Source organism: Streptomyces sp. NRRL S-31, assembly GCF_000718775.1.
GTDB lineage: Bacteria > Actinomycetota > Actinomycetes > Streptomycetales > Streptomycetaceae > Streptomyces.
In genome coordinates this window covers 41,505-59,372 of record NZ_JOCB01000018.1, presented here as the reverse complement: position 1 = coordinate 59,372, position 17,868 = coordinate 41,505, and the positions used below count along the sequence as shown (strand labels likewise).

Below are 17,868 nucleotides of genomic sequence, written 5' to 3'. Positions count from 1 at the left end.
GCCTCGGCGTCGGTCAGCGAACGCTCAGGTCTGCGCCGCCCAGTCGAGCGCCTCCAGCACCGGGCGGATCAGCGGATGCCCCTCCGCGCCCCGGCGGACGGCGGCGAAGACCCGGCGGGTCGGGGCGACGCCGTCGACGGGACGTACGACCACGCCGGCGAGGTCCATGCCCCGCAGCGCGGAGCGCGGGACGAGGGCCACGCCCGCGTCGGCCGAGGCGAGCGCGACCACGGCGCGGAAGTCGTCGGAGGAGTGTTCCAGCCGGGGCTGGAAGCCGGCGCTCTCGCAGGCGAGGACCACCACGTCGTGGCAGGGGTTGCCGGGGTACGGGCCGATCCAGGGGTCCTTGGCCAGGTCGGCGAGGGGCACCTCGGGGGCGTCGGCCAGGCGGTGGCCCAGCGGGACGACCGCGTCGAACGGCTCGGCGTAGAGCGGGACGTGGGTCAGCCGGGGGTCGTCGGCCGACGGCGCGCCCCGGTACTCGACGGCGACCGCCACGTCCACCTGCCGGTCCAGGACCATGGGCAGGCTCTCGTCGCCCTCGGCGTCCTGGACGCGGATGCGTATGCCGGGCGCCCGGGACGACAGGCGGGCCACCGCCGGGGCCACGACCTGGGCGATGCCGGTCGCGAAGGCCGCCACGGTGACCGTGCCCGCCTCGCCCGAGCCGTAGGCGGCCAGCTCGGCCTCGGCGCGCTCCAGCTGGGCGAGGACCGCGTTGGTGTGGCTGAGCAGGATCTCGCCGGCCGGGGTGAGCCGCACCCCCTTGGCGCCGCGCTCCACCAGACGGTGGCCGGTCTCCTGCTCCAGGGCCGTCAGCTGCTGGGAGACGGCGGAGGGGGTGAGGTACAGCGCGGCGGCCGCCGCGGTGACCGTGCGGTGGTCCGCCACCGCACGGAGGATGTGGAGCCGCCGTGCCTCGATCATGCTTCGATTATCCCAGGACTACGGCCCAGGTCAGGCGGCCAGCGCGGCGCGCGCCGCGATGAACGCGTCGACCGCGCGGTTGACGTCGTCCGTGGAGTGCGCGGCGGACAGCTGGACGCGGATGCGGGCCTGGCCCTGCGGGACGACCGGGTAGGAGAAGCCGATCACGTACACCCCGCGCTCCAGCAGCAGTTCGGCCATGCGGGCCGCCTCGGCCGCGTCGCCGATCATCACCGGGGCGATGGCGTGGTCGCCGGGGAGGATGTCGAAGCCGGCCTCGGTCATCCGGCTGCGGAAGAGGGCGGTGTTCTCGGTGAGCCGGACGCGCAGGTCGTCGGCGGACTCCAGCAGGTCGAGGACCTTCAGGGAGGCGGCGGCGATCACCGGGGCGAGGGTGTTGGAGAACAGGTAGGGGCGGGAGCGCTGGCGCAGCAGGGCGACGATCTCGGCGCGGGCGGCGACATAGCCGCCGGAGGCGCCGCCGAGCGCCTTGCCGAGGGTGCCGGTGATGATGTCCACACGGTCCATGACGCCGTGCAGCTCGGGGGTGCCGCGGCCGGTTGGGCCGACGAAGCCGACGGCGTGCGAGTCGTCGACCATGACCATCGCGTCGTAGCGGTCGGCGAGGTCGCAGATCTCGCCGAGCGGCGCGACGTAGCCGTCCATGGAGAAGACGCCGTCGGTGACGATCAGCTTGCGCCGGGCGCCGCCCTCGGTGGCCTCCTTGAGCTTGGCCTCCAGGTCGGCGAGGTCGCGGTTGGCGTAGCGGAACCGGCGGGCCTTGGACAGGCGGATGCCGTCGATGATGGAGGCGTGGTTGAGGGCGTCGGAGATCACCGCGTCCTCCTCGCCGAGCAGGGTCTCGAAGACACCGCCGTTGGCGTCGAAGCAGGAGGAGTACAGGATCGTGTCCTCCTGGCCGAGGAACGCCGACAGACGCGCCTCCAGCTCCTTGTGGACCTCCTGGGTGCCGCAGATGAAGCGGACGGAGGCCATGCCGTAGCCCCAGCGGTCCAGGGCGGCGTGGGCGGCGGAGACGACGGCCGGGTGGTCGGCGAGGCCGAGGTAGTTGTTGGCGCAGAAGTTGAGGACCTCGCCGGGACGGCCGCCGGCGGAGACGTGCACGGTCGCGGACTGCGGGGTGTCGATGACCCGCTCGGGCTTGTGCAGGCCGGCGGCGCGGATCTCGTCGAGGGTGGCGCGCAGGTCGTCGCGGACGGTGTCGAACATGGGGGCTCCTGAACGTGCTGACGGGGTGAGGGGGTGCGCGTGTCCGGGGTACGGGCTCACACGGTCCAGTCGAGGATGACCTTGCCGCCCTTGCCGCTCGCCGCGTCGGCGAAGGCGGCCTCGAACTCGCGGTAGTCGTAGCGGCCGGTGATCACGGGGGCGAGGTCGAGGCCGCCCTCCAGCAGCACCGACATCGCGTACCACGTCTCGAACATCTCGCGGCCGTAGATGCCCTTGATGGTGATCATCGAGGTGACGATCCGGGCCCAGTCGACCGGGAACTCCTCGGCGGGCAGGCCGAGCATGGCGATCCGGCCGCCGTGCGTCATGTTGGCGATCATCTCGCGCATGGCCTCGGGGCGGCCGGACATCTCCAGGCCGATGTCGAAGCCCTCGCGCAGCCCCAGCTCGCGCTGGCCGTCGGCGATGGTGGACCCGGCCACGTTGAGGGCGAGGCTCACCCCTATCTTGCGGGCGATGTCCAGGCGCTCCTCGCTGACGTCGGTGACGACGACGTTGCGGGCGCCCGCGTGCCGGGCCACGGCGGCGGCCATCAGGCCGATCGGGCCGGCGCCGGTGATCAGGACGTCCTCGCCGACCAGCGGGAAGGAGAGCGCGGTGTGCACGGCGTTGCCGAACGGGTCGAAGATCGCGGCGACATCGAGGTCCACGGGGACCCGGTGTACCCAGACGTTGGACGCGGGCAGGGCGACGTACTCGGCGAACGCGCCGTCGCGGCCGACGCCGAGGCCGACGGTGGCCCGGCACAGGTGGCGGCGGCCGGCCAGACAGTTGCGGCACTTGCCGCACACCAGGTGGCCCTCGCCGCTGACCCGGTCGCCGACACGGATCTCGGTGACGTCCCGGCCGACCTCGACGATCTGCCCGACGAACTCGTGGCCCACCACGAGCGGTGTGCGGATCGCCTGCTGGGCCCAGCCGTCCCAGGCCCGGATGTGCAGGTCGGTACCGCAGATGCCGGTCCGCATGACCTTGATCAGTACGTCACCGGGGCCGATGGCGGGCTCCGGGACGTCCGTCAGCCACAGTCCCGGCTCGGCCTTCTCCTTGACGAGCGCCTTCAACGCTACGGCTCCTGTGTGGTGAGGCCCGGCCCGCGGGCACGCCGAAGGCGCCCGCACCGGGTCAGAGGGGTGGAATCACCCTGCAATCTGCCGTACGCGCGAGTCCCGGTCCATCGAGCTTTTCTTAACCGGCGCCTCAGCTTTCCTTCAGGCCCCGCGCGACGGCCTGCCTGCCGCCGTCCGGGAAGCCGCCCACGTCAGAGGGGCAGACCGTCCGGCACCCCGCGTTCGAGGCGTACGACGAGGTCGGCGGCGAGCGCCTTGACGGTCTCCAGGCCCGCCCTGCCCCAGGTGCGGGGCGCTGTGTCGGCGGCGCACAGGGTGCCGAGCGCCCTGCCGGAGCTGTCGAGGAGCGGGGCGCCGAGGTAGGAGCGGATGCCGAACTCGTCGACGACCGGGTTGCCCGCGAACCGCGGATAGTCGCGGACGTCCTCCAGAACGAGCGCCTTATGGCGGACCACCACATGGGGGCAGAAACCATGATCGCGCGGCAGCACCCGGCCGATCTCGGCCCTGCTGCCGTCCTCGCGCACGACGGGCGCGGTGGCCGTGACGCTCAGTCCGGCGAAGAACTGATGCTCCTCGCCGATGAAGTTGACCATGGCGTAGAACGCGCCGGTGAGCTGCGCGAGGTGGCCGGCGAAGGCGTCGAGCGCGGGGTCGGCCCGGTCGGCGAGGCCGAGCCGGCGCAGCCGCTGCACACGGGCGGGGGCCTCCTTGTCCTCGGGGGTGAGCAGCAGACCCCGGACCGGCCGGGGCGGCTCGTAGCTCATGGCCGGGCTCCGGCGCTGTGGGAGTACCTCATATAGCGGCTCCGTGGGCGGTAGGACGGGATCACATGTGGGCGCCATGGCTGGGCGTGGTCGCCGGGGCATGGGAGAGCAGATGGCGTACGAGGGTGAGCAGGGTCTGCACACCGGAGCTGGAGATCCGGGCGTCGCAGCGCACCACCGGGATCTCCGGGTCCAGGTCGATGGCTGCCCGCACCTCGTCCGGGTTGTAGCGGTGGGCGCCGTCGAACTCGTTGACGGCGATGACGAAGGCGAGTCCGCGCTCCTCGAAGAAGTCGACGGCGGCGAAGCATTCCTGGAGCCGGCGGGTGTCGGCGAGGATCACCGCGCCGAGCGCGCCCTCGGACAGCTCGTCCCACATGAACCAGAACCGCTCCTGCCCCGGTGTGCCGAACAGGTACAGCACGTGTTCCGGGTCGAGGGTGATCCGGCCGAAGTCCATGGCGACCGTGGTCTCCATCTTGTTCTCGACGCCCTCGAGGCTGTCCGTGCCGACGCCGACCGTGGTGAGCAGCTCCTCCGTGCTGAGCGGCGCGATCTCGCTGACCGCGCCCACGAAGGTCGTCTTGCCGACCCCGAAGCCGCCCGCGACGAGGATCTTGAGCGCGGTCGGGAACGGGTCAGAGCTGTCGTCGTAGTCCATCGAGCACTGCCTCCAGCAGAGACCGGTCAGTGGGGGTGTGGTGGTAGGCGGGCGGCTTGGTGGTCAGCGCGCCGCAGTCGACCAGGTCCGAGAGCAGCACCTTGCCGATCACGGCGGGCAGTCTCAGCTGGGCGGCCACCTCGGCGACCGAGACGGGCGCGCGGCACAGGTCGAGTGCCTGCGCGTGCTCGGGGCCGAGGTAGCCGAGCGGGGTGACGCCGGTGGCCATCACCTGCGACATCAGGTCCAGGGCGATGCTCGGCTCGGTGCGTCCGTTGCTGACCGTGAAGGGGCGCACCAGCCGCCCGGCCGCGTCGTCCAGCCAGGGTCCGTCGCCGGCTGCGGCCACGCTCAGGGCCTCGTCGCGGCGGAGTCCACGGCGTGCTGCCGGGGGGCGGTCACCAGATAGGGGCGCACGCTCTTGACCAGCATCGCCATCTCGTAGCCGAGCACCGCTGCGTCGGCCTCGCGGCCGGCGAGGACGGCGAGGCAGGTGCCGGAGCCGGCGGTGGTGACGAAGAGCAGGGTCGCGTCGAGTTCGACGACGACCTGGCGGACGTCCCCGCCGTCGCCGAACCGGACGCCGGCGCTGCGGCCGAGGGAGTACAGACCGGAGGCCAGGGCCGCCATGTGGTCGGCGCTGTCGATGTCCAGGCCGTGCACGGACTTGACCAGTCCGTCGCAGGACAGGAGCACCGCGCTGCTGGTGTGGGGTACGCGCTGCACGAGGCCGCTCAGCAGCCAGTCGAGGTCGGAGGCGTGGGCGGTCGGCGCATCGCTCGCCATGGTGGATCGACTCCTTGGGGTCCTTGGGGTCCGCATGTCTGCGGGAGCGCTGGGGGTGGGGGTACGACGTGCGGGTGCGGACGTGCTCATCCGGCCGGGGCGCTCCCCCCGCTCCCGCCGCTCCCCCCGGCCCGGCCGGCGCCGCGGCTGCCGTCCGGCGGGGGCGCGTGGACAGGGGCGTGGGCGTGGGCATGGACCTGGGGTATGGGGGCCGGGGCGGGCGTCTGTTCGGGGGCCGTGGGGTCCGGGACTGTGTGGGGCGAGCCCATGTCGTGGGCGCCCATGTGCGCTGCGGCTGCGTGGTCTGAGGTGGTACGGCCCGAGGCTGTGTGGTCCAAGCCCCTGTGGTCTGAGGCTGTGTGGGCCGAGCCCCTGTGGTCTAAGGTGGTGTGGTCTGAGGCTGTGGGGGCCGAGCCCATGTCATGGACGCCCATGTGGTCAGACTCCGTGTGGCCGACGGCCGTCCGGGCAGACCCTGTGCCGTCGGAGCCCATATGACCGGAATGACCGGAACCCATGTGCCCGGAGCCCATATGGCCGGAGTCCATGGCGGGGACACTCCCATGCTCCAGCCCGTACCTCGGCTCCTCGTACCCCGACTCCACGTTCCGCTGCGCCTGCGCCTCGGCGAGTCCGATGCCGCGCCGGAACGCGGCCATCAGGCCGGGGTCGTGCCCGGCGACCCGGTCGGTGTTCTGGCGGGGCGCCGGGCCGCCGCGCAGTTGGGGCGCGATGTGCTCCTGGGCGCGCCTGCGGGGCAGCAGGGGCTTGTCGGCGGTGCCGCCGACCGTGCCGACGCGCGGGGCGGGCAGGACACCCGCGTTCGCCTCCACCACCGCCCGGCCCTCGGCGCTGACGCCGGGCACGGAATCGGCGACGGCGGGCCGACGCTCCCGCGCGCCGCGCACGGGCAGCGGGGCCGGGGCACCTTCGTGCCGTCCGCGCGTACCGCTCTCCGTGTCGCGCCGCCCGCTTCCGCGCTGTGCGTGGAGTCGCCGCCCGGTGGCCGGAACCGGCCCGGTGCCCCCGCCGGCCGCGGAGCCCGCCCAGGCCCCGGTGCCCCCGCCGGCCGCGGAGCCCGCCCAGACCCCAGTGCCCCCGCCGGCCGCGGAGCCGTTCCCGACGTCGGTCCCCGCCTCGATCTCGGTGGTGCTCCCCGCGACGGTCTCCGTGGCGTTCCCGGACACGGTGCCGCTCGCGGGCCGCGCGGCCGGTTCCCGCGCGGGTGGCGGCACGGGCACCGGTACCTGCCGTGACGCCCCGGTGTCCGCCTCCGGCGCGCTCCGCGTCCGGCCCAACACGGCCTGGGGAACGACGAGTACGGCCTGCACACCGCCGTAGATGTTGCTCTGGAGCCGCACGTGGATGCCGTGCCGGCGGGCTAGCTGGGAGACGACGTAGAGACCGATACGGCCGTCGGCCAGCAGGCTGGCGACGTTGACCTGGTCGGGGTCGGCGAGCAGGGCGTTCATCCGGTTCTGCTCGGCGACGGGCAGCCCCAGTCCGCGGTCCTCGACCTCCACGGCGAGCCCGGAGGTGACGAGGCTGGCGCGGAGCAGCACCTGGGTGTGCGGGGCGGAGAACACCGTGGCGTTCTCGATGAGTTCGGCGAGCAGGTGGATGACGTCGGCGACGGCGTGGCCGCGCAGTTCGCCGTCGACGGGCGGCACCAGTTTGACCCGGGGGTACTGCTCGACCTCGGCGATGGCGGAGCGCAGCACCTCGGTCATGCTGACCGGGTTGCTCCACTGCCGGCGGGAGACCGCGCCGCCGAGCACGGCGAGGTTCTCGGCGTGCCGCCGGATGCGGGTGGCCAGGTGGTCGACGTGGAACAGCCCCTTGAGCAGACCGGGGTCCTCGATCTCGTTCTCCAGGTCGTCGAGGATCAGGATTTCCCGGTGTACGAGCGACTGGAGCCGGCGGGCGAGGTTGACGAAGACCTCCAGTTTCTGTTCGCTGCCCGTACGGCTGGAGAGCTGGGCGGCCCGTACGACGGCGGTGACGGCGCCGTCGTGCGCGCGGGTCAGGTCGGCGGCGAGCAGTTCGAAGTCGTCGGCGTCCGCGGGGAGCCGGCGGCGCTGGCTGCGCCGCGGCGGGCTCTCGCCCCGGCGCAGCGCGTCGACCAGGGCGTGCAGGTCGGCCTCGCCCTGCGCGGCGGCGCGGCGGAGCGCGTCGACGCGGTCGGTGACCGAGCGGGCGGCGCGGTCGGCGGCCACGGCGGCGATCAGGATGCCGGCGACGGTCACGCCGACCGCCCCGGCGATCACGGCCCACAGGAGGGGGCTGGTGCGGGTGCCGGCGGAGCGGACGCTGAACAGCACCGCCGCGCTGGCGCCGAGCGCGACCGCGAGGGGCGGCAGCACGGCGAGCCGCATGAGCTGGGGCCGTATGTGCGGGTCGGGCAGTGCGGGGGCGGGTCGGGCGACCGGCCGCCCGTGCCGGCCGCCCTCGCGGCGGTCGGCGCGGGTGGCCGGTGCTCGGAGGTGAGACATCTGCGTCCTCGTACTGGTCCGTCGGGCCTGGTGTCCTCGTGCGGTGCGCTGCGGGCATGCGTCGATGCGGGCACACGTCATCGCGGCGTGGGCCGACCGGACCGGTGAGTCCGGCCGCGTGTCGCCCTACGGACACTCACAGTAGTTGCCTGCGCGCCCTGCTCGGTGGGCAGTTGGCGAAGTCCCCCGGGGAGCGTCCCGCTCTGGTATGAGGGGCCGTACGAAAGTCCGATGACCGCCGTTCGGCGGGCGACCGGACTCAGGCAAGATCGATCAGCGCTGGTCAGAAGTGGTCGCGGAGGGAAAACGGGTGAGTCGCGCCCCGTTCTCCTCCTCCGCGCCGAGCGCCCCCGCGCACGCCGCAGCGCGCTTCCCACCCACCCCGAAGGGGACCGGCGAGAACCCTGGGCAGCGGTCCGATTCCCAGCCTCCCATCACAGAGAGTGTTTGCTTTGGCCGTGGCCAGGCGGGCGGAGAAGCCGGAACGCACGGGCACACGACGAAGCGCACGTACAAAGTGCGTGCGCTACGCGGGTGTGCGGTGGCGAGCCCGAAGAGGCTGTCGTCCGGAAAAGGACAGCTCAGCGGTGGTGGACCTGTGTGGCCTCCTGGGCGGCCCGGCGCACGGTGGCGATCAACGGCGACCGTCTGACGCGCAGTTCGTCCGGATCGACGGACAGGGCGACACATCCGATCACGGTTCCGTCCGCACCGAGTACGGGCGCCGCCAGACAGGCCAGTCCCGGCCGGGCTTCCTCGACGTCCAGAGCGACTCCGGAACGCCGGATCCGCCGCAGTTCCTCGTCGAGTCGTGTGGCGGACGCGATCGTGTGCGGGGTGAACCGGCGCAGACCGGGCTCTTCCAGGTATCGACGGCGCGCTGCCGGGCTCGCGGCCGCCAGCGCGATCTTGCCGTGGGCGTAGGCGTGGGTCCGCGGATCGACCCCGACGCCCAGAGCGGGCCGTTCCTCACCTCGGGGACTGACGGTCCTGACGTCCGCGATCACCAGGCCGTCGCCCTGGAAGGCCACGTAGTTGGCCGAGGCGCGGGTGGCGTGCTGCAACCTCGCCAGCAGTCCGTCGATGCCGTCGTCCACACCCGTCTGCCGCTGGAACGAGCGGTGCAGGGCGGGGACCCGGTAGCCGAGTTCGTAGCCGCCGTCCGCGCGTACCAGGTATCCGCGTTGGGTGAGTGGGGTGAGCAGGGTGTACACGGTGGACAGGGCGCAGCCGAGACTGCGGGCCAGGGTTTTGGCCGATACCGGCCCGGCCGCCTCGGCGACGAGTTCCAGCACCTCGAGGATGCGCTCCGCTGCTCGCGGCCCGGTCTGACCGGGCATGGCGCCTCCCCTGCTTCGTTCGTCCCTGTTCCGCGTGCACGTGCCCCGATCGAGTCGGCCGCCGGCCCCGCTCCCGCCATTCTCGCAGGGGGAGCGTCACCCTCCCTGCCCACCGGGTGCGCCGACCTCGGCCGGGACGGACCCCGGGTGGTGCCGAGGGGTCGGAGACCTCGGCTTCCGCTCCTCCCCCGTGGCCGTCGTCATGCCTGACGGGGAGAGACCTCGGCCATCGGGGCCCAGCCCTCTCGGTCGGGTATCTCCACACTGACAATCTTCGGGGTCGCGGCGACGGCGTACGACATGGTCTCCATGGCCTGCCGGAAGTGGGCGGACTCGACGTGCTCACGACCCGCGTCGGCATCGCGGAACGCCTCCACGAGGACGAACTCGTTCGGGTCGTCCACGCTGCGGGACCACTCGAAGAACAGGTTGCCCGGCTCGCTCCGGGTGGCCTGGGTGAAGTCGTCGACGAGGTCGATCCAGTCCGCACTCCGCTCGGGACGGACGGGGAACTTTACGGTGATGAAGATCATCATGCACTCCTTCGCAGGGTGGGTCGGGGGGACGGCCGGGCTGTCACCGCGCGGCAGATCGGGAAGGAACCGTGCGGTGACGGTGTCCCCCCGGCGCGGTGGGGCGGCCTCTTCCACCCTGCCCCACCGCCGCCCGCCGCTGGAAATGTCCGGCGCCGCCGTTCCGTCCATGCCGGAATCGGTGGCCTTACTCGCCGGCCGGTGCCGCACGGGATCCGACGGTGGCGTCCCCGACGATTTCCCGCTCACGGTGGTCACACCGGGCGCCATGGCAGCTCCACCAGTCAGGGGGTACGTCCGGTGGCGACGCGATGCTGTGGCTGCGCGAGCTGCCGGAACGGAGTTCCGAGGCCGCTGACGACCCCCGTCGCCTGATCGCGGAGTCCGCAGGCGAGTTGTGGTGTCACCGGGCTGCCGTAGCGCCCGGCGTCACCGCCCGCCCGCGAGGTCGAGGTCGGCGTTGCTCGTCTCAGTCCCTGCCTCGACGATCCGAGGACGGCGCCACGGGTGTGCGATCGGCCCGGAGACGGTCTGCCACCACGCCTCCGCCGGCAGCTTGCCGGCGGGTTCGAAGGGCTCGCCCGGACGCGGCAGGGCCACCGCCTGGCCGGCCTCCTCGGCGGCCTCCTTGGTCCACTCCCCCGGCTCCGCCCAGGGGTGCGGGGCGAGGTTGAAGGTGCCCCAGTGGATCGGCAGCAGCACGCCGTGCGGCGCCCCGCCCTGGAGGTCGAGGTGGGCGCGCAGGCCCTCCTCGGGGGTCATGTGGATGTCGGGCCAGAACTCGCTGTACGCCCCGATCTGGATCATCGTGGCGTCGAACGGGCCGTGCGCGGCGCCGATGTCCTCGAAGCCGTCGAAGTAGCCGGTGTCGCCGCTGTGGTAGATCCGGTGCTCCTCGCCGGCGACGACCCAGGACGCCCAGAGGGTGTGCTGGGTGTTGCGCAGGCCCCGGCCGCAGAAGTGGCGGGCCGGGGTGGCGGTGAGGGTGAGGCCGCCGACCCGGGTGGACTCGTGCCAGTCCAGTTCGCGCAGCCGGTCCGGGGAGACGCCCCAGTGCTCCAGGTGAGCGCCGACGCCGAGCGGCACGGCGAACAGCGTGTCCGTGCCGGCCAGCGCCTTGATGGTGGGCAGGTCCAGGTGATCGTAGTGGTCGTGCGAGATGACGACCACGTCGACCGGACCGAGCGCGGCCAGCGGCAGCGGCACCGGGTGCAGCCGCTTGGGCCCGGCGAAGGGGAACGGGGAGCAGCGCTCGCCCCAGACGGGGTCGAACAGGACCCGGTGGCCGTCGATCTCGGCGAGCACGCTGGAGTGCCCCGCCCAGGTCAGCCGGAGTCCGGTCGCGGGCGGCTCGGCCAGGTCGGCGAAGGTCGTGGGGTGCACCGGGACGGTGCCCTTCGGCGCGCGCAGCGGCCGGGTGTCCTTGTCCAGGAACACCTTCGCGAGGTCCAGGGTGGAGCCGCTGGGCCGGGTGCGGGCGGGGCCTCCCGGGTTCTGGAAGACACCGTCCGCGAAGTGCGGGGAGCGGCGGATGCGTGCCAGGCGGTCACCGCCCGGGTCCGCCCCGAACGCGGCGGGCCGCAGCGCGCGCAGCCCGGAGCTCGCGGAACGCAAACCGGTCACGGTACCTCCTGGTGGAGTGGATCGAGGTGCTCCATTATGGTCGGCGCCCGCGGCGGTGCGGGCACGGCGGGGTGCGGCGGGGTGCGGCCGGCCGTCACCGGCGTGCGGTACGGCGTCCGCGGGGGTACCGGACGGCTTCGGCGGCGCCGGGGTGAGCCACTAGGGTGACGGGGTGGCGAGAGTGCGGTTGAGCGTGGCGGAGCGGCGGGAGGAACTGCTGCGGGCCGCCATCGAGCAGATCGAGGCGCGGGGCGTGGCGGCGGTCAGGATCGCCGACGTGGCCGCGGTGCTCGGCGTGAGCAACGCGCTGGTGCTGTACCACTTCTCCACGAAGGAGAAACTGGTCGCCGCCGCGTTCGCGTACGCGGCGGAGGACGATCTGGCGCGGCTGCGCAAGCTGGTGGGCCGGCGGACGACCGCGCTGCGCCGGTTGCGGTCGGCCGTGCGCTGGTACGCGCCGACGGGCCAGGCCAAGGGCTGGCGGCTGTGGATCGAGGGCTGGGCGGTGGCCCTGCGCGAGCCCGCCCTGCGGGAGGTCACCCGGGACCTGGACCGGCAGTGGAAGGCGGCGATCACGGAGGTCATCGCGGAGGGTGTGACGGCGGGCGAGTTCGCCTGCGCGGACCCGGCCGGTGCGGCGCTGCGGCTGACGGCGCTGCTGGACGGGCTGGCCGTGCAGCTGACGTCGTACCCGGGCGCGGTGCCGCGGTCCCGGGCGCAGCGCTGGGTGGACGACGCCCTCGCCCGGGAACTGGGCCTGGACCGCGCGGCGTTGACCGGACGGGAGCGGTGAGCGCGCCGGCCGCGTCCCGGGCCGCCGCAGCGGGCGGTCCGGGGCGCGGCCGGCGGGGTCAGGCCACGGAGGCGATGCGCATCTTGATGTCGTCCGGCGAGAGGGCGCCCTTGGCGGTCACGTGGTCGCCGGAGGACTCGCCGCGCAGCCGGCGTCCGATCCAGGGGACGAGGTACTCGCGCGCCCACTGGACGTCGTCGCGGCGGATGTCCAGGGTGCCGCGGGGCGGCAGCGGCGGCCAGGGCTGCTCCGGGTCGGCCGGGACGTCCAGGCCGAGGGCCTGTCCGGCGCGCAGCGCCACGCGCGTGTGCCCCTCGGGCGAGAGGTGCAGGCGGTCGCTGTCCCAGGCCCTGCGGTCCTGTACGGACTTCAGGGACCACAGGTCGAGCACGGGGCAGCCGTACCGGTCGGCGATGGCGCGGACGTGCCCGTTGTAGGTGGCGATCTTGCCGCGCAGGTGCTTGAGGACGGGTACGCCACGGGTGTCGAAACCGGTCGTCACCAGCACGGTGCCGGCGGCCTCGGTCAGCCGGGCCACGGCGCGTTCGAAACGCTCGGCCACCTCGTCGGGATCGGTGCCCGGGCGGATGATGTCGTTGCCGCCCGCGCAGAAGGAGACCAGGTCCGGGGCCATGGCGGCGGCCTGCGGGAGCTGGTCGGCCACGATCTGGTCCAGGAGTTTGCCGCGCACGGCGAGGTTGGTGTACTGGAAGTCGCCCTCGGGGCGCCGGTCGGCGAGCAGCACCGCGAAGCGGTCGGCCCAGCCCACGAACGCCCCGTCCGGCCCGGGGTCGCCGACGCCCTCGGTGAAGCTGTCCCCCACCGCCACGTACGACCCGATCACTGATCTGTTGTCACTCTTCGAATCGTTTGCCACGGCGGACCATGATTCACCTTGGGATGTGACCTACGCGACCGTAAGGCGGGGTTGACGAACGGTGATATAAGCCACTCGTAAAGGTTGGGCGATCTCAGGAATACGGCCGCCCGCGCGGCTGTTGGAGCCGGGCGCGCCGAAGGCCGGACCCGGGATCGCGGGTCCGGCCTTCGACGGGGTGCCGGGCGGGTGCTGCGGGGGCGGCGGTCAGCCGACGGAGACGCCGTGCCCGCGCAGGTAGCCGAGCGGGTCGATGTCGGAGCCGTAGTTCGGCGTGGTGCGGATCTCGAAGTGCAGGTGCGGGCCGGTGACGTTGCCGGTGGCGCCGGAGAGGCCGATCTGCCGGCCCGCGGTCACGGCCTGGCCGGCCGAGACGAACAGCCGCGAGAGGTGGGCGTACTGGGCGTACCGGCCGTCGTGCAGCTTGATGACGACCTGGTTGCCGTAGGCGCCGCCCCAGCCGGCGGAGACGACGGTGCCCGCGCCGACGGCCTTGAGGGGGGTGCCGGTCGGCACCACGAAGTCGACGCCCGTGTGGTGGCCGCTGGACCACATGCCGCCGGCCACGCGGTAGGCGGTGCCTATGGGGGCGCCGGTCACCGGGAGGGTGAAGCCGGTGGAGACCCGCCGTGCGGTGCCGGACCCGGTGGGCCGGTGGGCCTGGGACGCACGCGGGCGGTGGGCGGGCTTCACCGCGGTCCTGGTGTGCCGGGGCGCGGCCTTGGTGTGCTGGGGCGCGGCCTTGGCGGGGCGCGGCGCGGTCTCGGTCTGCCGGGACGCGGCGGTGTGGGCGGGGGCCGGCGCCGCCTTCTTGCCGAGGGTGAGTGCCAGACCCGGGTGGATGAGCGACGGGTCGGCGCCGACCGCCCGCCGGTTGTCGTCGTAGAGCCGCTGCCAACCGCCGCTGACGTGCTGCTCGGCGGCGATCTTCGAGAGGCAGTCACCGCTGCGCACCTTGTACACGCGCACGTCCGCGCGCGCCGTGGCGGCGGTCTTTGCGGCCTTCTTCGCCGTCTGGATCTGCACGGTCATCCCGGAGCCGGACGGGGCAGCCGGGGTCGTGGTCTTCCCGGAGGCGGACGGGGCCGCCGGGGTCGCGGCGTGGGATTCGGCCGCTCCGAGGAGCGGGAGGGCCAGGGCGGCGCCGCCGGTTCCGGCGACGGCTATGGAGCGGGAAAGACGCGGGGTCTTGGCGCGTCGGTGCTTACCCTTGCCGGGCATGGCGCGATCCTCTCCGACGCCTGCGAGGTCAGCTGTCGGGTTCGGGCTGGAGCCGCCCGGCCGTGCGCGGACGGCTGCACCCCTGGCCTGTCGCGGAGACCGGGACAGGCAGTCGCACCTGGTGGTCCCCCGCTCCTGCCGGGCACGGGTCAAGTGTGTGGGGACTCCGGGCGGCGGCAGGATTCGGCGTTCCGTCCGGATGGGTGGATGGCGAAAGTAAGCGAGCGGGAGGCGCCGAAACAAGCGCTTGGGCGCCGGTGTTGGAGCCCCGGGCGGCGAGTCGAGGGGAGGGATGATCACCGAGCGTGCACCTCCGTGCCGCCGGACCGGTGATCGCCCATTTCAGCGCGTTTATTGCATGGACATGACGTGCAACGCACGGTCACTGATGTGACGCTCGTCACGCACCACTTCCCTACACCCCTTTATTTCGCAATCAATCCCCACAAAGACGCTATTACGGACACGGGTCTCATCTGCGGCGCAGCCGGAACACCGCCGCGTCCAGGTCACCCGTGAGTCCGGTGCGCAGCCCGTGGTGCAACAGCACCGCCCCCCGGTGCACTTCGCCCGTCTCCCGGCACTCGTACGACGCCGACGGGTCGAGTCCGCGCAGCCGCACCGCCGGGACCGGCTCGCCGTAACTCTGCGCCTGGAGCCAGGCGAGGACGACGGCCTCCTCGTCCCGGACGTACTGCACGGCGCTGAGGCCGCCCGCCGGGCGCCGCAGCCGGTACAGCTCGCCGTGCTGCACGACCGGGCGGATCTCCTTGTACAGCTCCACCCAGGCCCGGGCCTCGGCCAGTTCGTCCGCGCTCCACTCCGTCAGATCGCCGCCGACCCCGAGCACGCCCGCCATGGCGCTGACGAACCGGAAGCGCAGTGAGCTGACCCGCCCGTTGAGCTGGGTGTTCGGACTGTCGGTGACCCAGGCCGCCATGACCCGGGCGGGATGGAGCTGGGTGAAGCCGTGCTGGATGGCGAGCCGGTCCAGCGGGTCGGTGTTGTCGGAGGTCCACACCTGGTCGGTGCGGCTCATGATGCCGAGGTCGATCCGGCCGCCGCCGCCCGAGCAGGACTCGAAGGCGACCTGGGGGTGGGCGGCCCGCAACCGGTCCAACAGGGCGTACAGGGCGCGGACATGGTCCACCCACAGGCGCTGCGGATACGGCTCCCCGGGCCAGCCGGCGTCGGTGAAGCAGCGGTTGAAGTCCCACTTCACGTAGTCGATCGGGGCACTGGACAGCAGGGTGTCCAGCCGCTCCCACACGTACTCCTGGACGTCCTCGCGCGCGAGGTTGAGCACCAGCTGGTTGCGCAGTTCCGTCCGCGCGCGTCCCGGCTGGTGCTGCACCCAGTCGGGGTGGGCGCGGTACAGCTCGCTGTCCGGGTTGACCATCTCGGGCTCGACCCAGATGCCGAACCGCATGCCCAGGCCGTGCACCCGGTCCGCCAGGGGCGCCAGGCCGTGCGGGAAGCGGTCGGGGTTGGGCGTCCAGTCGCCGAGGCCTGCGCGGTCGCTGGTGCGGGCGCCGAACCAGCCGTCGTCCACCACGAACAGCTCGATACCGATCTCGGCGGCCCGGCGGGCGAGGGCGGCCTGCTGCTCCTCGGAGATGTCGAAGGTGGTCGCCTCCCAGGAGTTGAACAGGACCGGCCGGTCCCGCCCGGCGTCCGGGATGACATGGGCGCGCTGGTAGGCGTGCCAGGCGCGGCTCGCGCCGCCGAAGCCGCCGTCGCTCCACAGGCCCGCGAAGACCGGGGTGGTGTACGACTCCCCGGGCTGAAGGAGCAGCAGGCCCGAGTCGTCGTACCCGGCGCCGCCGGTGATCTGCACTCGCGCGTCGGGGAGTTGGGCGACCGCGATGCGCCAGGAGCCGGACCAGCCGAGCGCGCAGCCGTAGACCTCGCCGCGCTCCTCGGTGGCGTCGGTGTCGAGGGCCACCCAGGGCAGGTGCTGGTGGCTCGTGTGGCCGCGGCGGCTGCCGAGGACCTTCTCCCCGTAGGTGAGGGGGGCGGTGGTGAGCCGGGACTCGGCGGCCCAGCGGCCGTGCAGCTGGGACAGCCGCCAGCCCTCGCGGTCGGGCAGGGTCCAGGTCGCCGCGTCGGCCCGCAGCAGCTCCACGCGCGCGCGGCCGCCGTTGTCGACCGTCACCCAGCGCTCGACGACGTCACCGCGCATCCGGTAGTGCAGCGTGATGCCGACGCCGTCGTCGTCGAAGCGCAGCCGCAGCTCGCCATCCTCTTCCTGATGGCCCGTGAAACGCCACTCGGTGCCGCGGCGTTCGGCGGTGCGGACGGACAGGGCGGGCCGGACGAAGCGGGGGCCGCCCTCGACCGGGTACTCCTCACGGCCGTCGAGCGGCGACTCGAAGGGCCAGTAGCCGGGCAGCGGGCGCGCCGCGAGCGCCTCGGCGTCGGCGAGGGCGATGCGCGGCCCCCAGTGCAGGTGCAGCAGTTCGTCCGTGTCGGTGAGATGCACGGCATAGCTGCTGCCGGGGCCCGACAGGAGCCAGGTGCGACCGTCTTCGGCGATGTCCAGCATCGAGACCTCACAAGGGCCGACAGATACGCTCAAGTGCCAACATCATCAAGGGCCGTGGACCGTCTGACAATGCCTGTGGTCAACTCGCCGTCCGGCGAAATCCATGTCGTATGGTCGACGCAGCGCCCGACGGTGAGCCGCGCCGGCGGGACCGACCGGGAGGAGCCCCCCGTGACGCAGCAGGCCCCGTCGACCGAGCCGGAACTCTCCGGAGTGCGCAATTTCCGTGACGTGGGCGGGCTGCCCACGGTGGACGGGCGGCGGGTGCGGCAGGGCGTGCTGTACCGCAGCGGCCACCTCGCGCACGCGACGGAGGAGGACGCGGCCTTCCTCGCCTCCCTGGGCCTGCACACCATCTTCGACTTCCGCAACGCGGCCGACCAGAAGCTGGAGGGCCCCGACGTCGAGCTGCCCGGCGTGCGGAACGTGAACCTGCCGCTGACCGACCCGGCGGACGGCGCCGAGTTCTGGAAGATGGTCCGGGACGGCGACCTCGACCAGTTGCGCGCGATCCTCGGCGATGGCAAGGCGGCGGCCCGGATGGCCGCCTCCTACCGGAGCATCGTCAAGGAGCGCACCGCCGAGCACTCCCGGGTGCTGGCCGCGCTCGCCGAGGACAGCGTCCCCGCGCTCATGCACTGCGCGGCCGGCAAGGACCGGGCGGGCATCTCCGTCGCGGTCACGCTCCTCGCCGTGGGCGTCGAGCGCGAGGCGATCACCGCCGACTACCTGGAGTCCAACGCCAAGCACCGCCGCTACCGCATCCGCCGCGGCGGCGGCGCGGGGACGGCGTACTCGCCCGAGGTGATGGATCTGCTCGACCCGCTCTTCGACGCCCGCGCCGAGTATCTGGAGGCGGCCTTCGCGAGCATCGAGGAGACCTGGGGCGACACCGAGACCTACCTGGCCCGGGGCCTCGGGCTCACCCCTTCGACCCGCGAGCGCCTGCGCGAGCGCCTGCTGGACTGACGGCGGCCGGCGA

16 protein-coding genes and 1 riboswitch are annotated in these 17,868 nt (G+C 73.1%); of the genes, 2 read left to right on the top strand and 14 right to left on the bottom strand.

The features are described 5' to 3' along the window. Positions 1-24: 24 nt before the first annotated feature. From IF37_RS0110165 to IF37_RS0110115, 11 genes are all read right to left on the bottom strand, one after another. Positions 25-927, bottom strand: coding sequence for a LysR family transcriptional regulator (locus tag IF37_RS0110165; protein WP_030739542.1), 903 nt, complete (start codon positions 925-927; stop codon positions 25-27). A 30-nt stretch (positions 928-957) separates the two neighbouring features. Next, positions 958-2,157 (bottom strand): glycine C-acetyltransferase, encoded by a 1,200-nt coding sequence (locus tag IF37_RS0110160; protein WP_030739540.1) that lies wholly within the window; start codon positions 2,155-2,157, stop codon positions 958-960. A 56-nt stretch (positions 2,158-2,213) separates the two neighbouring features. After that, entirely contained in the window at positions 2,214-3,242 is a 1,029-nt protein-coding gene (tdh, locus tag IF37_RS0110155) for an L-threonine 3-dehydrogenase (protein WP_030739538.1), read from the bottom strand. A gap of 197 nt (positions 3,243-3,439) precedes the next feature. Continuing rightward, the gene (locus tag IF37_RS0110150) at positions 3,440-4,015 is read right to left on the bottom strand and encodes a GAF domain-containing protein (RefSeq protein WP_030739537.1); all 576 of its coding nucleotides are present in this window, start codon (positions 4,013-4,015) and stop codon (positions 3,440-3,442) included. A 61-nt stretch (positions 4,016-4,076) separates the two neighbouring features. Beyond that, positions 4,077-4,676, bottom strand: coding sequence for an ATP/GTP-binding protein (locus IF37_RS0110145; protein WP_030739535.1), 600 nt, complete (start codon positions 4,674-4,676; stop codon positions 4,077-4,079). Further along, positions 4,654-5,025 (bottom strand): DUF742 domain-containing protein, encoded by a 372-nt coding sequence (locus tag IF37_RS0110140; RefSeq protein WP_030739533.1) that lies wholly within the window; start codon positions 5,023-5,025, stop codon positions 4,654-4,656. Before IF37_RS0110140 ends, IF37_RS0110145 begins: the two co-directional genes overlap by 23 nt. Before the next feature lie 2 nt (positions 5,026-5,027). After that, positions 5,028-5,462, bottom strand: coding sequence for a roadblock/LC7 domain-containing protein (locus IF37_RS0110135; protein WP_030739531.1), 435 nt, complete (start codon positions 5,460-5,462; stop codon positions 5,028-5,030). A gap of 86 nt (positions 5,463-5,548) precedes the next feature. After that, the gene (locus tag IF37_RS39210; protein ID WP_253915718.1) at positions 5,549-7,954 is read right to left on the bottom strand and encodes an ATP-binding protein; all 2,406 of its coding nucleotides are present in this window, start codon (positions 7,952-7,954) and stop codon (positions 5,549-5,551) included. Between the two features lie 581 nt (positions 7,955-8,535). Next, positions 8,536-9,294: an IclR family transcriptional regulator gene (locus IF37_RS0110125; protein WP_037856169.1), complete on the bottom strand. Its 759-nt coding sequence runs from the start codon at positions 9,292-9,294 to the stop codon at positions 8,536-8,538. Between the two features lie 200 nt (positions 9,295-9,494). Then, on the bottom strand, positions 9,495-9,827 hold the full coding sequence (locus IF37_RS0110120) for a putative quinol monooxygenase (RefSeq protein ID WP_030739527.1): 333 nt from the start codon (positions 9,825-9,827) through the stop codon (positions 9,495-9,497). 429 nt (positions 9,828-10,256) lie between these two features. Continuing rightward, positions 10,257-11,450 carry an MBL fold metallo-hydrolase gene (locus IF37_RS0110115; RefSeq protein ID WP_030739525.1) on the bottom strand — a complete coding sequence of 398 codons (1,194 nt, stop codon included), beginning with the start codon at positions 11,448-11,450 and terminating at the stop codon, positions 10,257-10,259. 172 nt (positions 11,451-11,622) lie between these two features. On the opposite strand from IF37_RS0110115, the gene IF37_RS0110110 reads away from it, so the two are divergent. After that, positions 11,623-12,243, top strand: coding sequence for a TetR family transcriptional regulator C-terminal domain-containing protein (locus IF37_RS0110110; protein ID WP_106981743.1), 621 nt, complete (start codon positions 11,623-11,625; stop codon positions 12,241-12,243). 58 nt (positions 12,244-12,301) lie between these two features. On the opposite strand, the gene IF37_RS0110105 is transcribed toward IF37_RS0110110, so the two are convergent. The 3 genes from IF37_RS0110105 to IF37_RS0110095 form a co-directional block, all read right to left on the bottom strand. Continuing rightward, complete coding sequence (locus tag IF37_RS0110105; protein WP_030739522.1) at positions 12,302-13,087, bottom strand: SGNH/GDSL hydrolase family protein; 786 nt, start codon at positions 13,085-13,087, stop codon at positions 12,302-12,304. 240 nt (positions 13,088-13,327) lie between these two features. After that, positions 13,328-14,341 carry a M23 family metallopeptidase gene (locus IF37_RS0110100; protein ID WP_030739521.1) on the bottom strand — a complete coding sequence of 338 codons (1,014 nt, stop codon included), beginning with the start codon at positions 14,339-14,341 and terminating at the stop codon, positions 13,328-13,330. Positions 14,342-14,345: 4 nt separating this feature from the next. Continuing rightward, a riboswitch (cyclic di-AMP (ydaO/yuaA leader) is annotated at positions 14,346-14,502 on the bottom strand. A 311-nt stretch (positions 14,503-14,813) separates the two neighbouring features. Beyond that, complete coding sequence (locus IF37_RS0110095; protein WP_030739519.1) at positions 14,814-16,886, bottom strand: alpha-galactosidase; 2,073 nt, start codon at positions 16,884-16,886, stop codon at positions 14,814-14,816. 171 nt (positions 16,887-17,057) lie between these two features. Between IF37_RS0110095 and IF37_RS0110090 the strand changes: the two genes are divergently transcribed. Next, positions 17,058-17,855: a tyrosine-protein phosphatase gene (locus IF37_RS0110090; RefSeq protein WP_030739517.1), complete on the top strand. Its 798-nt coding sequence runs from the start codon at positions 17,058-17,060 to the stop codon at positions 17,853-17,855. Positions 17,856-17,868: the final 13 nt, after the last annotated feature.

What these genes read in the sequence shown, in the direction of transcription:
- IF37_RS0110165 (WP_030739542.1), bottom strand. Translation starts at nt 927, where the DNA reads ATGATCGAGGCACGGCGGCTCCACATCCTCCGTGCGGTGGCGGACCAC.
- IF37_RS0110160 (WP_030739540.1), bottom strand. Translation starts at nt 2,157, where the DNA reads ATGTTCGACACCGTCCGCGACGACCTGCGCGCCACCCTCGACGAGATC.
- IF37_RS0110150 (WP_030739537.1), bottom strand. Translation starts at nt 4,015, where the DNA reads ATGAGCTACGAGCCGCCCCGGCCGGTCCGGGGTCTGCTGCTCACCCCC.
- IF37_RS0110145 (WP_030739535.1), bottom strand. Translation starts at nt 4,676, where the DNA reads ATGGACTACGACGACAGCTCTGACCCGTTCCCGACCGCGCTCAAGATC.
- IF37_RS0110135 (WP_030739531.1), bottom strand. Translation starts at nt 5,462, where the DNA reads ATGGCGAGCGATGCGCCGACCGCCCACGCCTCCGACCTCGACTGGCTG.
- IF37_RS39210 (WP_253915718.1), bottom strand. Translation starts at nt 7,954, where the DNA reads ATGTCTCACCTCCGAGCACCGGCCACCCGCGCCGACCGCCGCGAGGGC.
- IF37_RS0110125 (WP_037856169.1), bottom strand. Translation starts at nt 9,294, where the DNA reads ATGCCCGGTCAGACCGGGCCGCGAGCAGCGGAGCGCATCCTCGAGGTG.
- IF37_RS0110120 (WP_030739527.1), bottom strand. Translation starts at nt 9,827, where the DNA reads ATGATCTTCATCACCGTAAAGTTCCCCGTCCGTCCCGAGCGGAGTGCG.
- IF37_RS0110100 (WP_030739521.1), bottom strand. Translation starts at nt 14,341, where the DNA reads ATGCCCGGCAAGGGTAAGCACCGACGCGCCAAGACCCCGCGTCTTTCC.
- IF37_RS0110095 (WP_030739519.1), bottom strand. Translation starts at nt 16,886, where the DNA reads ATGCTGGACATCGCCGAAGACGGTCGCACCTGGCTCCTGTCGGGCCCC.